This window comes from Amycolatopsis xylanica, from assembly GCF_900107045.1.
GTDB lineage: Bacteria > Actinomycetota > Actinomycetes > Mycobacteriales > Pseudonocardiaceae > Amycolatopsis > Amycolatopsis xylanica.
In genome coordinates this window covers 239,811-253,135 of the sequence record NZ_FNON01000007.1, presented here as the reverse complement: position 1 = coordinate 253,135, position 13,325 = coordinate 239,811, and the positions used below count along the sequence as shown (strand labels likewise).

Sequence of the window (13,325 nt, the reverse complement as noted above, 5' to 3'; positions counted from 1 at the left end):
TCGCCGCGGCCCCGGTAAGGTCGGCTCGTGATCGAGCTGACCTTCCGGGGCCGCCGTGTGGCCGCCGACCGCGCGCTGGTCATGGCGATCGTCAACCGCACCCCGGACTCCTTCTACGACAAGGGCGCCACCTTCTCCGACGAGACCGCGCTCGCCGCGGTCGGCCGCGCCGTCGACGAGGGCGCCGACATCATCGACATCGGCGGAGTGAAGGCCGGACCCGGCGCGAACGTCGACGTCGACGAGGAACTCCGCCGCGTCGTCCCGTTCGTCGCGGAGATCCGCTCGCGGTATCCCGGCGTGGTGATCAGCGTCGACACCTGGCGCCACGAGGTCGGCAGGCGGGCCTGCGAGGTGGGCGCCGACCTGATCAACGACACCTGGGCGGGCGCCGACCCGAAGCTCGCCGAGGTCGCGGCCGAGTTCGGCGCGGGGTACGTCTGCTCACACACCGGCCACGCGGTGCCGCGTACCCGCCCGTTCCGCGTGCATTACGACGACATCGTCGCCGACGTCGTCGAAGAGACCACCCGCCATGCCGAGCTGCTGGTCGGACTCGGGGTGCCCCGCGAGGGGATCCTCATCGACCCGACGCACGACTTCGGCAAGAACACCTGGCACAGCCTGGCTTTGCTGCGGCACGCCAAGGAGCTGGTCGCCACCGGCTGGCCGGTGCTGATGGCACTGTCCAACAAGGACTTCGTCGGCGAGACGCTCGGCGTCGAACTGGCCGAGCGGGTCGACGGCACGCTCGCCTCCACCGCGCTCGCCGCGGCCGACGGCTGCGCGGTCTTCCGCGTGCACGAGGTGCGCCGCACGCGCCAAGTCCTGGAAATGGTCGCCGCCATCCAGGGTGACCGCCCGCCCGCGCGAGCCGTCCGCGGTCTCGCCTAAGGAGTCGCCAGCGGGATGACCGCGAGCACGCTGGTTCCGGCTTTCTCCGCGCTGTGCACGATCAGCTCGCCGTCGAGCGCGCGCACGCGGTCGCGCAGGTTGCTCAGGCCCGTCCCGTCGGCGTTGAGTTCCGCGCACCCGATGCCGTCGTCGGTGATCTCGAGCCGCAGCACCCCGTTGTCGATGACCACCTCGATCGACACCCGCGACGCCCGCGCGTGCTTCAGCGTGTTGGTCAGCGATTCCGAGACGACGAAGTAGGCGGTCAGCTCGACCGGGTCCGGCAGCCGGGGGATCTCGCCGAGATGCAGCTGGATGATCAGCGGGACCCGCTCGACCAGAGACCGGATGGCGGGCAGCAGGCCGTCCTCGGTCAGGATGCGCGGCCGGATGCCCCTGGCGAGCTCACGTAGTTCGGTGATCGCGTTCTGCAGCTCGTGCGCGGTCGCGGTGAGCACCTCGTCGAGTTCAGGCGTGAGCGAACCGTCGAACCGCTGGCGGGCCATCCGCACGCTGAGCAGCACGCTCACCAGCCGCTGCTGGGCGCCGTCGTGCAGGTCGCGTTCGACCCGGCGGCGCTCGTTGTCACTGGCCGACACGATCCTGGCCCGCGATTCGCGGACCTCGGCGAGTTGCTTCTCCAACTCGGCGGCCAGCCGCTGGTTGTCGCGCACCAGCCCGGCCGCCGCGGTCAGCGCGTTGTAGGAATGGCTGTCCTGCCAGACGGCGTCGTCTTTGACGAGAGCGGTCAGCCGTCCCTCGTCGCGGTCGGCGAGCAGCCTGGCCAGCTCGGCCGACCCGATCCGCGCACGCAGGACGCCGAGCAGGAACGCGAGCGGCCACAGGCAGAAGACGAGGTTGTAGACGGTCCGGATGACCGGCCCGCCGGGGCCTTCGCCGCCGTTCGCCCCGGCGAGATTGCCCACCACCGACAGGCACGCGCCGGTCACCGCGACCGCGAGCACCGGCGTCAGAAGCCGCCGCTGTGGCACTTTTCCGGTCACCCAGCGATAGACGAGCACGGTGACCACACCCACCGCGATCAGCGCCCCGACGCCCTCCAGACAGCGGTCGAACAGCTCGGCGAGCCGGTCGTTCGACGTGATCAGCAGCAGGTTCGGCTCTCGATGCGGGGTGAGTCCCCGCGAGTCGTTGAACAGCATGATCGCCAGCGCCAGCCCGAACGACACCGTGTAGGTGCCGATCACCAGCAGCCGTTCCCAGCGCGACTTGAGTTCACCGTCCGGGAACGCCAGCACCAGGTGGACGACGCCCGGCCCGGACGCGGTGGAGAACAGCAGGCCCAGCGTGAAGATCACCGGGTTGGTGGCGAGCTTGAGATCCTCGGTGAAGAACAGGAGTCCGACCCAGGCCATCAGCAGCCCGACCCGGTTCGTCGGCCGCCGCGCGTGCGCCGTCGCGCCCGCGCCGAGGTAGAGGAAGCCGGTGGTGGTGGACAACGCCGTGTCGAAGGCCGTGTGGTTGGGATCGCTGCCCTTGACGGTCATCGCGACGAGCCCGAGCACCACCCCGGCCGCGAGGCAGATCGCGACCAGCACGCCGTGCGATCGCTCCCCACCCCCGTTGCCCCGCACGGCCGGAGTTTAGCCCGCACCTGGAAGTGCGCCACTTGACCTCCAGCAATATGGAGGTTTCAGCATGGATGGTGACCCCACTTCCGGGAGGACACCTAATGCCTGTCGCACTCATCACCGGCGCTTCGGCCGGGCTGGGGCTCGCGCTCACCCGCGCGCTCTCCGGCCAGGGCTGGACGCTCGTCATCGACGCGCGCGGCGAGGACGCGCTGCGCCGGGTCGCCGAGGAGACCGGGGCGCGCGCGATCGCCGGCGACATCGCCGATCCCGCGCACCGGGCCGAGCTGGCCACGGCCGCCGGGCCGGAACTCGACCTGCTCGTCAACAACGCCAGCACGCTCGGGCCGAGTCCGCTGCCGAAGCTCGGCGGCTACCCGCTCGACGAACTCGCCGCCGTCTACCGGGTGGACGTTTTCGCGCCACTCGCGCTGAGCCAGCTCGTGCTGCCCGCGCTCATCGCCGCCAAGGGCACGATCATCAACGTAAGTTCCGACGCCGCTGTCGAAGCTTATGAAGGCTGGGGTGGCTACGGTTCGGCCAAGGCGGCGCTCGACCAGCTCACCGCTGTGCTCGGCGTCGAGAATCCGGAACTCGCCGTCTACGCGTTCGATCCCGGTGACATGCGCACCGCGATGCACCAGCGCGCGTTCCCCGGCGAGGACATTTCGGACCGGCCAGAGCCGGAAACGGTCGTGCCCGCTTTCCTGCGCCTGCTGGGCGGACGCGCGCCGAGCGGCCGGTACCAGGCGAGCAAGCTATGACCATTCGCTTCGAGCTGCCGTCCGAATTGAACGCCAGCGCGCCGCCCGAGGCCCGCGGTCTCGCCCGCGACGAGGTCCGCCTGCTCGTCGCGGACACCCAGGGCGTCGAGCACACCACGTTCACCGACCTGGACCGGTTCCTGAAGGCGGGCGATCTGCTGGTCGTCAACACTTCGGCGACGTTGCCCGCCGCCGTCGACACGACCACGCCGGGGATCGTCGCGCATTTCTCGACCGAACTCGACGAGCGCACTTGGGTGGTCGAATTGAGGACACCCGACGGTCCATATCTGAAAGCGCACCAAGGCGACCGGTTCGGTCTACCGGCGGGCGCCGAGCTGGTGCTCACCGAACGGCACGGCCGCCTTTGGCACGCCGAGTTCGCCGTCGAAGGCCGGGTGACCGCCTTCCTCGCCCGGGTCGGCAGGCCGATCAGCTATGGCTATGTGCCCCGGCGCTGGCCGATCGAGAACTACCAGACCGTGTTCGGCCGCGACCCCGGCAGCGCGGAGATGCCCAGCGCCGGGCGGCCGTTCACGGCCGAACTGGTCACGAAGCTCGTCAGCCGGGGAGTGCTGTTCGCGCCGATCCTGCTGCACACCGGCGTCTCGTCGCTGGAGTCGCATGAGCCACCACAGGACGAATGGTTCCGGGTGCCCGCGACCACCGCGCGGCTGGCCGACTGGGTGCGCGGCGAAGGCGGCCGGGTCATCGCCGTCGGCACCACCGTGGTCAGGGCGCTCGAGTCGGCGGCGCCCGGCGGTTCCGAAGGGTGGACGGGTCTTGTGCTCGGGCCGGACCGGCCCGCGACGGTGGTCGATGGCCTGGTGACCGGCCTGCACGCGCCGAACGCGTCCCACCTGCTGTTACTCGAAGCGGTCGCCGGCGCTTCAGTGGTTGAGAAGGCCTACCGGGAAGCGTTGGAACATCGCTATCTTTGGCACGAGTTCGGCGATGTCTCACTATTGCTGAATCAGTGAGCCCTGCCCTTGTCAAGAGAACTCGACGATTTTCTCGCGATGCGGATGACCGTGCATTCCACTGCATGACCGTGCGACTCTCGCGCCGTGCTGACGAACCGATTCCGACTGCTGCCCACCACACTCGCCGCATTGGCGCTGGCGGCAGGCCTAAGCGCGTGTTCGCGTGCGGACAGCAACCCCGCTCCCGCCGCGCCCGCCCAGAACACCGCGGCCGCCGAGGTCCGCGTCGGGTATTTCCCGAACGTGACCCACGCGCCCGCGCTGATCGGGGTCAAGAAGGACTTCTTCAAGAAGGAACTCGGCAGCACCAAATTGACCACCCAGACCTTCAACGCGGGTCCTGACGAGGTCAACGCGCTGCTCGGCAATTCGCTCGACGTCGCGTTCATCGGCTCGGGCCCGGCGATCAACGCCTTCACCAAGTCGAAGGGCACCATCCAGCTCGTCTCCGGCGCGGTGTCCGGCGGCGCGCAGCTGGTCGTCAAGCCCGAGATCACCTCGGCCGACCAGCTCAAGGGCAAGACCGTGGCGACGCCGCAGCTCGGCAACACCCAGGACGTCGCGGTCAAGAAGTGGCTGTCGGAGAACAAGCTGACCGACCAGGTCAAGATCACCAACCTCGACAACCCGAAGACGCTCGACGCGTTCAAGAAGGGCGAGGTCGACGGCGGCTGGCTGCCCGAGCCGTGGGCCTCGCGCCTGGTGCAGGACGCGGGCGCCAAGGTGCTCGTCGACGAGAAGACGCTGTGGCCGGGTGGCCGTTTCCCGTCCACCGTCGTCATCGTGCGCAGTGAGTTCCTGCAGCAGCACCCGGACACGGTCCGCGCCATCATCAAGGGCGAGTCGGCCGCGATCGACTGGGCCACCGCCAACCAGGCCGAGGCCAAGACCACGGTCAACGACGCGCTCAAGGAACTCGCGGGCAGCTCGCTCAGCGCGGCCGTGCTCGACCGCGCGTTCGGCAACATCGAGCTCACCCTCGACCCGATCTCCGCTGAATTCGGCCAGCTCGCCAAGGACTCGGTGACCGCGGGTGTCGTCAAGACGCCTGCCGACCTCAAGGGCTTCGCCGACTTCGGTCCGCTCAACGAAGTGCTCAAGGCCGCCGGAAAACCCGCCGTGGAAGCCGCCGGACTCACCAAGTAGGGGAGAACCACCGATGAGCGCGACACTCGCCAGCCCGCCCAAGACCGCTTCCGGGACCGCGGTCGAACTCACCGGTGTGCGCAAGATCTTCGGCCGGTCCGGCCGCGCGGTCACCGCGCTCGACGGACTGGACCTGAAGGTCGCGCCCGGCGAGTTCGTCTGCCTGCTCGGCGCGTCCGGCTGCGGCAAGAGCACCCTGCTGAACCTGGTCGCCGGCCTCGACAAGCCGACCGAAGGCGCCATCGAGCTGAACACCTCCCGGCCGGCGGTGATGTTCCAGGAGGCCGCGCTGATGCCGTGGCTGACGGCCGCCCGCAACGTCGAGCTGCCGTTGCGGCTGGCCGGGTTCGGCCGCGCCGAGCGCAAGGAGAAGGCCGCCGAGCTGCTCGAGCTCGTCCGGCTGGGCGGCGTCGGCTCGAAGCGCCCGCACGAGCTGTCCGGTGGCATGCGGCAGCGTGTCGCGCTCGCCAGGGCGCTGGCCGCGACGCTGCGGGTCGACGGGCAGCCCGAGCAGGCGCTGCTGCTGATGGACGAGCCGTTCGCCGCGCTCGACGCGATCACCCGCGACGTCATGCAGGGTGAGCTGCTGCGCGTCTACCGCAGCACCGGCACCGCCGTGCTGTTCGTGACCCACGACGTCCGCGAGGCCGTCCGGCTGGGGCAGCGGGTGGTGCTGCTTTCGTCGCGGCCCGGCCGCGTCGTGCAGGAGTGGGACACTCGCGTCGACGACGACAGCCTCACCGACGAAATCACCATCAGGCTCCGAGAGGTGATCAGTACCCATGCCGCAGCTTGACCGGTCCGCCGATCTTTCGGCGGTCGAGGCAGGCCTGGACGCGCTGGACACCCCGACCACCCAGCGCGGCGAGCGCGCCCTGGTGCGGTTCGCGCGCTCGGTGCTGCCGCCGCTGGTGGCGCTCGGGTTGTTCATCGCCGTGTGGCAGGCGCTGTGGGCCGCGGCGATCTGGCCGGAGTTCCAGCTGCCCGCGCCCATCGACGTGTGGGACGAGTTCTGGGGCGGGGTGGCCGACGCCAAGGTCTTCGGCTACGTCTGGACCTCGGTGCACCGCGCGGTGCTCGGGTTCGCCGTCGCCGTGGTGATCGGCACGCCACTCGGGCTGCTGGTGGCCAAGGTCCGCCTGGTCCGCGCGGCGATCGGCCCGCTGCTCTCGGGGCTGCAGAGCCTGCCGTCGGTGGCCTGGGTGCCCGCCGCGATCCTGTGGTTCGGGATCAACGACGCCGCGATCTACTTCGTTGTCCTGCTCGGCTCGGTGCCGTCCATCGCGAACGGCCTGGTCAGCGGCATCGACCAGATCCCGCCGATCCTGCCGAGGGTGGGCCAGGTGATGGGCGCGGGCAGGCTGGCTTCGGCGCGGCACATCCTGCTGCCCGCCGCGCTGCCCGGCTTCCTGGCCGGGCTCAAGCAGGGCTGGGCGTTCTCCTGGCGTTCGCTGATGGCCGCGGAACTCATCGCGCTCTCGCCGCAGCTGGGGATCGGGCTCGGCGCGTACCTGAACCAGGGCTCGGCGTTCAACGACATGCCGACCGTGATGGCCGCGATCTTCCTGATCCTGCTGGTCGGCGTCGGCATCGAGCTGCTCGTCTTCCGGCCTGTCGAGAAGGCGGTGTTGCGGTCGCGCGGACTTGGCGGATTCTGATCACATTCTTTATGGACGCTGTCGGGCCCGTAACCGGGGGGACTTGGCGGATTCTGATCACACTTACGGTCCCGTAACTTACGGTGCCGTAAGTTGGGTCCTGTCCCCAGCCGAGGAAGGACCCTCCATGGCCCTTGAGCCGACCACCCGCCTGATGTTCGACCTCGAATCGACGGTCGAGGAGAACCTCAACCGTCACCTGGTCGCCGCCAAGGAATGGATGCCGCACGAGTACGTCCCGTGGAGCGAGGGGCGCAACTTCGCCGACCTCGGCGGCGAGGCCTGGGACCCGGAGCAGTCGAAGGTCTCGCCGATCGCGCGCACGTCGCTCGAGGTCAACCTGCTGACCGAGGACAACCTGCCCAGCTACCACCGCGAGATCGAGCGCGCTTTCGGCCGCGACGGCGCGTGGGGCACCTGGGTGCACCGCTGGACCGCCGAGGAAGGCCGTCACGGCATCGCCATCCGCGACTACCTGCTGGTGACCAGGGCCGTCGACCCGGTCGAGCTGGAGCGCGCCCGCATGCAGGTCATGCAGACCGGCTACGACAGCGGCGACAAGCCGTTGCTGCACGTCATGGCGTACGTGTCGTTCCAGGAACTCGCCACGCGCCTTTCGCACCGCAACACCGGCCGGTACACCGAGGACCCGTTCTGCGAGAAGCTGCTCGCCCGCGTCGCGACGGACGAGAACCTGCACATGGTCTTCTACCGCAACCTGGTGACGGCGTCGCTGCAGCTGCAGCCCGACGAGATGATGCGCGCGATCACCGACGAGGTGGTCGGCTTCGCGATGCCGGGGCACATCATCCCGAGCTTCGTGCGCAAGGCCGCGTTGATCGCCAAGGCCGGCATCTACGACCTGCGCATCCACCACGACGACGTGATCTGGCCGCTGTTGCGCCACTGGAAGGTCTTCGAGCTCGAAGGACTCGGCGAGGTCGGCGAGACCGCGCGCGACGAGCTCGCCAAGTTCCTCGAGAACCTCGACGCCCAGGCCACGCGCTTCGAAGACCGCCGCGCCACGATGCTGGAGCGCGAAGCCGCCCGCAGGTCGTGATTTTCGAGGCTCCTGGAAGAAATGAACGGGGCTTTTGTGTCGCTCAGCGTTGTGAAAGTGGCGTTCATGCGGATCAGCGGCCCCGCCAGAGCGGCTTGCCTAGAGGCCGTGAGTGTTTCGGCCGGGTCTAATTTTCTTGGCTGAGTTCGGATGTGGTTACGGCCTTGGGCGCGCGCTGTGCAGCGAGGGTGCCCTTCAGCGCGTAGTAAGCACTCGGGGTCCCCTCACTGCGCGATCAAGCTCGGATCAGGGCACTGTGCCCGCGCGAGTGGTACCTCTGCTGCATCTAACGGAGCAGAGGTACCACTCGCTCACGCCCCCGGCCGGCCTGAACACTCAGCCGAAGGTGACGGGGACCGTGGTCACCGCGCTGACGAAGGGGCCGCGCCGTTCCCGGGTGGGGCCGTCCGGGTGTGGCGTGATTTCGTCCACCCGGTCGAAGAGCGAGGTGAAGCAGATCTCGGTCTCCAGCCGGGCGAGGGTGGCGCCGAGGCAGTAGCGCAGGCCCTGCCCGAACGACAGGTGCCGGTTGCCGGTGCGGGTGATGTCGAACCGGGCCGGGTCCTCGAACTGCTCCGGGTCGCGGTTGGCGGCGGCGAGCACGAGGTAGATGTGCTGGTCCGCCGGGATCTCCTGGCCGTGGATCACGACCGGCTCCTTCGAGAACCTCGTGGTGAGCGAGGCGGGGCCGTCGACGCGCAGCATCTCCTCGATGGCGCTCGGCAGCAACGTCATGTCCGCGCGAAGCGCCTTCATCTGCTCGGGGTGCTGCAGCAGGAGGTTCAGGCCCGCGCTGATCAGGCCGCCGGTGGTCTCGTGTCCGGCGAACAGCAGGAGCACGCAGTTGGCCAGGATCTCGTCTTCGCTGACGATGTCGCCCTTGTCGTGCGCGGCGACCAGCAGGCTGATGAGGTCTTCGCGGGGCTGGCGCCGCCGGTCGGCGACGACCTCGCGGAGGTACTCGGACATCTCGATGATGCTCTGCTGGCTTTCGAGCAGCTTGGGCACGTCGATCGGGCTGAACACCGCGGTGATGTCCCGCGACCAGCGTGGCAGCAGGTCGCGGTCCTTCGCGGGGATGCCGAGCATCTCGGCCATCACACGGGCGGGCAGCGGATAGGCCAGGTCGCCGACGACCTCGCAGCCGCCGCGCGGGATCAGCTCGTCGAGCAGTTCGTCGGTGATCTCCTGCACGCGCGGGCGCAGTGCCTCCATCAGCTCGCGGGACATGAAGTACCGCTTGATCACCCGTTGCATCCGCTTGTGGGCGGCCGGATCGGTGCCACCCATCCACAGGTTGATCGAGTCACGCAGTGGCCGCAGCCTGGCGCGGTCGGCCTCCGGGAGCCGGTCGATCAGCTCGGTCATGCTTCCCGAGCCCAGCCGGGGGTCGCGGAGCGCGGCGGAGATGTCGGCGTACCGGGTGATGACCCACGAGTTCAGCTCTGGGCTCCAGTGGACGGGTTCCTCGGTGCGCAGCCGGTCGAGTGCGGGGTACATATCGGTGGCGGTGAAGTCCAGAAGAGGCACGAATTCCACACTCGCAGCCCGCGGATCCCCAGTACAAGGGCCATTCGGCCAGATATCCGGACGGGATAAAGCGGGCTTTATCCCGGGAAAAGCGCCCGGGATAAAGCCCGCTTTATCCCCGACCTCTCAGTCAGCGACCTGAGCGACGGGAGCCCGCGCGGGTGCCCGAGGAGAAGGCCGCCGCGCCGCCACGGCGGGCGGGTGTGCCGCCGCCGGACTGGCCGCGGCCCTTCGCCTGGCCCTGGCCGGACCCTGCCGCGGTGCCGCGACGCGAAGCCTGGCCCGCCGAGGAACCGCGAGCGGCCTGGCCCGCCGAAGCGCCACGCGAAGACTGACCGGCCGAACCGCCGCGCCGGGACTCGCCCTGCGCGCCGGAGCCGCCACGCCGGGACTGTCCGCCGCGACGCGGCTGGTCCTGCGCTTGGCCGCCACGGCCACGGCCGGGCGCGCCGCCGCGGCGTGGCTTCTTTTCGTCCTTCTCGGGCAGGGCCTTGCCGCTGGCCGAGACCTGCTTCGGCATGGAGCGGTTGGTCGCCTGCTTGACCGTGGCGAACTTGCGCTCGCCGGGCGCCAGCTCCGCGAGCAGCGGGTGGCCGGGGCCGAGCTGGGTGGTGGTCGGTTTGATGCCAGCCTTGCGCGCGAGGTCGCGGACGTCGGCGACCTGCTCGTCGGTCATCAGCGTGATGACCGTGCCGCTGGCGCCGGCGCGGGCGGTGCGGCCGGAGCGGTGCAGGTACGCCTTGTGCTCGACCGGCGGGTCGTGGTGGATGACCAGCGTGACGTCGTCGACGTGGATGCCGCGCGCCGCGATGTCGGTGGCGACCAGCGTCTTGGCCGTGCCGTCGGTGAACGCGGCGAGGTTGCGGGTGCGGGCGTTCTGGCCGAGGTTGCCGTGCAGCTCGACGGCCGAGACCCCGCTCGCGTTGAGCTTGCGGGTGAGCGCCTTCGCGCGGTGCTTGGTGCGGGTGAAGACCAGCGTGCGGCCGGGCGCGGCCGTGAGGTCGACGAGCACCGGAAACCGATGGGTTTCCTCGACGTGCAGCACGTGGTGGGTCATCGCGTCGACCGGCGACTGGGCCGAGTCGACGCTGTGCGTGACCGGGTCGTTCATGAAGCGCTTGACCAGCACGTCGACGCCGGCGTCGAGCGTCGCGGAGAACAGCAGGCGCTGGCCGCGCGGCGGCGTCTGGTCGAGCAGGCGGCGCACGGCGGGCAGGAAGCCGAGGTCGGCCATGTGGTCGGCCTCGTCGAGCACGGTGATGTCGATGTTGTCGAGCTTCGCGTTGCCGCTCTGCATGTGGTCGAGCAGCCTGCCGGGGCAGGCGACGACGATGTCGACGCCGTCGCGCAGCGCGGTGATCTGCGGGTTCGGGCTGACCCCGCCGAAGATGGTGGTGACCTTGAGCTGCAGCGCCTTCGCCAGCGGGGCGATCGAGGCCTCGATCTGGGTGACCAGCTCACGGGTCGGCGCCAGGATCAGCGCGCGCGGGCGGAACGGCTTGCGCCGCGTCGGGCCCTGGGACAGGCGGGCGAGCACGGGCAGCACGAAGGCGTACGTCTTGCCGGAGCCGGTGCGGCCGCGGCCGAGCACGTCGCGGCCTTCGAGCGAGTGCGGCAGCGTGGCCGCCTGGATCGGGAACGGGGTGTCGATGCCCTGTGCGGACAGCGCGGTGACCAGCGTCGTGGGCAGGCCGAGTTCAGCGAATGCGTTCATAGGGTTTTCGGGCGCTCTCGCGCCCTGGTGTCTCCATAAGTCGAGAAGGGTTGTCCTGCCCGGCGCAGACCGTCGGTGGATCTCGTCGGCCGCGGCGCGTGGTAGTCGACAACGAAACGCGGCCCGAGGCAGAACGGAGCGGACCGCGTGATCAGTATAAAGCATCCGATCGTGACAGGCGTGTGACCTTGCTTGCCGTGCTAAGTTACTGCTCAGTAATCGAGCGTGGGAGTTTAATGCGATGTTGCTGAACCCGAATGGCTACGACCCGCAGCGGTTCGACCCGGAAACGCGGCGCCTGCTGCGCGCGACCATCGACTGGTTCGAGTCGCGCGGCAAGCGCAAGCTCGTCGCGGACTACCACGACAAGACCTTCTACGCGGACTTCCTGGAGTTCGCGGGCAAGGAAGGCCTGTTCTCGACCTTCTTCACGCCCGCGGCCAACGCCGACGGCAACCCCGACAAGCGCTGGGACACCAGCCGCGTCGCGGAGCTTTCGGAGATCCTCGGCTTCTACGGCTTGAACTACTGGTACCCCATGCAGGTGACCGTGCTCGGCCTCGGCCCGGTGTGGCAGAGCGGCAACGAGGTCGCCCGCAAGCGCGCGGCGGAAGCGTTGCAGGCAGGGGGAGTGGCGGCGTTCGGACTGTCCGAAAAGGAGCACGGCGCCGACATCTACTCGTCGGACCTGGTGCTCACGCCGGACGGTGACGGCGGCTACCGCGCGAACGGCTCGAAGTACTACATCGGCAACGGCAACTGCGCCGGCACCGTTTCGGTGTTCGGCCGCATCGACGGGGTCGAGGGCCAGGACCAGTACGTCTTCTTCTACGCCGACTCGAATCACCCGAACTACCATGTGGTCAAGAACGTGGTGCCGTCCCAGATGTACGTCGCGGAGTTCCGCCTCGAGGACTACCCGGTGCACGCCGAGGACATCCTGCACACCGGCGCCGACGCGTTCAGCGCGGCGCTGAACACGGTCAATATCGGCAAGTTCAACCTGTGCTTCGGCGGCATCGGCATGGCGACGCACTCGCTGTACGAGGCGATCACGCACGCGCACAACCGTGTGCTGTACGGCAAGCCGGTCACCGCTTTCCCGCATGTGCGCCGGGAATTCGTCGACGCGTACGCGCGGCTGACCGCGATGAAGCTGTTCTCCGACCGCGCGGTCGACTACTTCCGCACCGCGAGCCCGGACGACCGCCGGTACCTGCTGTTCAACCCGATCACCAAGATGAAGGTGACCACCGAGGCGCAGAAGGTCATCGGCCTGGTCGCGGATGTGGTGGCGGCCAAGGGTTTCGAGGCAGACACCTACCTCGCGATGGCCAAGAACGACATCGACGGCCTGCCCAAGCTGGAAGGCACGGTCGCGGTGAACCTGGCGCTGATCGCCAAGTTCATGCCCGCGTACCTGTTCGCACCGGAGTCCTACGAACCCGTCCCGACGCGGTCGGACGCCGCGGACGACGAGTTCCTGTTCCGCCAGGGCCCGGCGCGTGGGCTGTCGAAGGTCCGGTTCCACGACTGGCGCGAGGCCTACACCAAGGCGTCGGCCATCCCGAACGTCGCCAGGTTCGCCGAGCAGGCCGAGGCGCTGGTCGCCATTCTCACCCAGGCGACGCCGGACGAGGCGCAGCAGGCCGACCTCGACTTCGGGCTGGCGCTGACCGAGCTGTTCACGCTGGTCGTGTACGGCCAGCTGATCCTGGAGCAGGCCGAGCTGGTGGGTCTCGACGCCGCCGTGGTCGACCAGATCTTCGCGACGTTCGTGCAGGACTTCAGCGCGGCGGCCGTCGAGCTGCACGGCAAGTCCAGCTCGACGGACAAGCAGCAGGAGCTCGCGCTCGCCGCGATCCGCAAGCCGGTCGTCGACGCCGAGCGCTTCGAGTCGGTCTGGGCTCGCGTCCGCGACCTGTCCGGCGCCTACGAGATGAACGCCTAGAAAGAGGTCGTGAGTGTTGCCGACGGTTAGAAC

Annotated in this window: 11 protein-coding genes; 8 read left to right on the top strand and 3 right to left on the bottom strand. The window is 69.2% G+C overall.

Features of this window, described 5'->3' with window-relative positions:
* Nucleotides 1-27: 27 nt before the first annotated feature.
* A complete protein-coding gene (gene folP, locus BLV57_RS30580) occupies nt 28-894 on the top strand; it encodes a dihydropteroate synthase (protein ID WP_218134902.1) in 867 nt (288 codons plus the stop codon).
* Here folP and BLV57_RS30575 read toward each other — a convergent pair.
* Complete coding sequence (locus BLV57_RS30575) at nt 891-2,489, bottom strand: sensor histidine kinase (RefSeq protein ID WP_342741225.1); 1,599 nt, start codon at nt 2,487-2,489, stop codon at nt 891-893. The genes folP and BLV57_RS30575 overlap by 4 nt on opposite strands.
* 98 nt (nt 2,490-2,587) lie before the next feature.
* Between BLV57_RS30575 and BLV57_RS30570 the strand changes: the two genes are divergently transcribed.
* The 6 genes from BLV57_RS30570 (at nt 2,588) to BLV57_RS30545 (ending at nt 8,097) form a co-directional block, all read left to right on the top strand.
* Complete coding sequence (locus BLV57_RS30570; protein ID WP_091294619.1) at nt 2,588-3,250, top strand: SDR family NAD(P)-dependent oxidoreductase; 663 nt, start codon at nt 2,588-2,590, stop codon at nt 3,248-3,250.
* Entirely contained in the window at nt 3,247-4,230 is a 984-nt protein-coding gene (locus BLV57_RS30565) for an S-adenosylmethionine:tRNA ribosyltransferase-isomerase (RefSeq protein WP_091294617.1), read from the top strand. The genes BLV57_RS30570 and BLV57_RS30565 overlap by 4 nt, the downstream gene beginning before the upstream one ends.
* 90 nt (nt 4,231-4,320) lie before the next feature.
* Nucleotides 4,321-5,379, top strand: coding sequence for an ABC transporter substrate-binding protein (locus BLV57_RS30560; protein ID WP_425426055.1), 1,059 nt, complete (start codon nt 4,321-4,323; stop codon nt 5,377-5,379).
* Nucleotides 5,380-5,392: 13 nt separating this feature from the next.
* A complete protein-coding gene (locus BLV57_RS30555; RefSeq protein ID WP_091294614.1) occupies nt 5,393-6,175 on the top strand; it encodes an ABC transporter ATP-binding protein in 783 nt (260 codons plus the stop codon).
* Entirely contained in the window at nt 6,162-7,037 is an 876-nt protein-coding gene (locus tag BLV57_RS30550; protein ID WP_091294612.1) for an ABC transporter permease, read from the top strand. Before BLV57_RS30555 ends, BLV57_RS30550 begins: the two co-directional genes overlap by 14 nt.
* Before the next feature lie 127 nt (nt 7,038-7,164).
* Nucleotides 7,165-8,097, top strand: a complete 933-nt coding sequence (locus BLV57_RS30545; protein WP_091294610.1) for an acyl-ACP desaturase — start codon at nt 7,165-7,167, stop codon at nt 8,095-8,097.
* 336 nt (nt 8,098-8,433) lie between these two features.
* On the opposite strand, the gene BLV57_RS30540 is transcribed toward BLV57_RS30545, so the two are convergent.
* A complete protein-coding gene (locus tag BLV57_RS30540; RefSeq protein ID WP_143047181.1) occupies nt 8,434-9,627 on the bottom strand; it encodes a cytochrome P450 in 1,194 nt (397 codons plus the stop codon).
* 130 nt (nt 9,628-9,757) lie between these two features.
* The gene (locus BLV57_RS30535) at nt 9,758-11,341 is read right to left on the bottom strand and encodes a DEAD/DEAH box helicase (protein WP_091294607.1); all 1,584 of its coding nucleotides are present in this window, start codon (nt 11,339-11,341) and stop codon (nt 9,758-9,760) included.
* A 241-nt stretch (nt 11,342-11,582) separates the two neighbouring features.
* Here BLV57_RS30535 and BLV57_RS30530 point away from each other — a divergent pair, with 241 nt between their 5' ends.
* Nucleotides 11,583-13,292 (top strand): acyl-CoA dehydrogenase family protein, encoded by a 1,710-nt coding sequence (locus BLV57_RS30530; RefSeq protein ID WP_091294605.1) that lies wholly within the window; start codon nt 11,583-11,585, stop codon nt 13,290-13,292.
* Nucleotides 13,293-13,325: the final 33 nt, after the last annotated feature.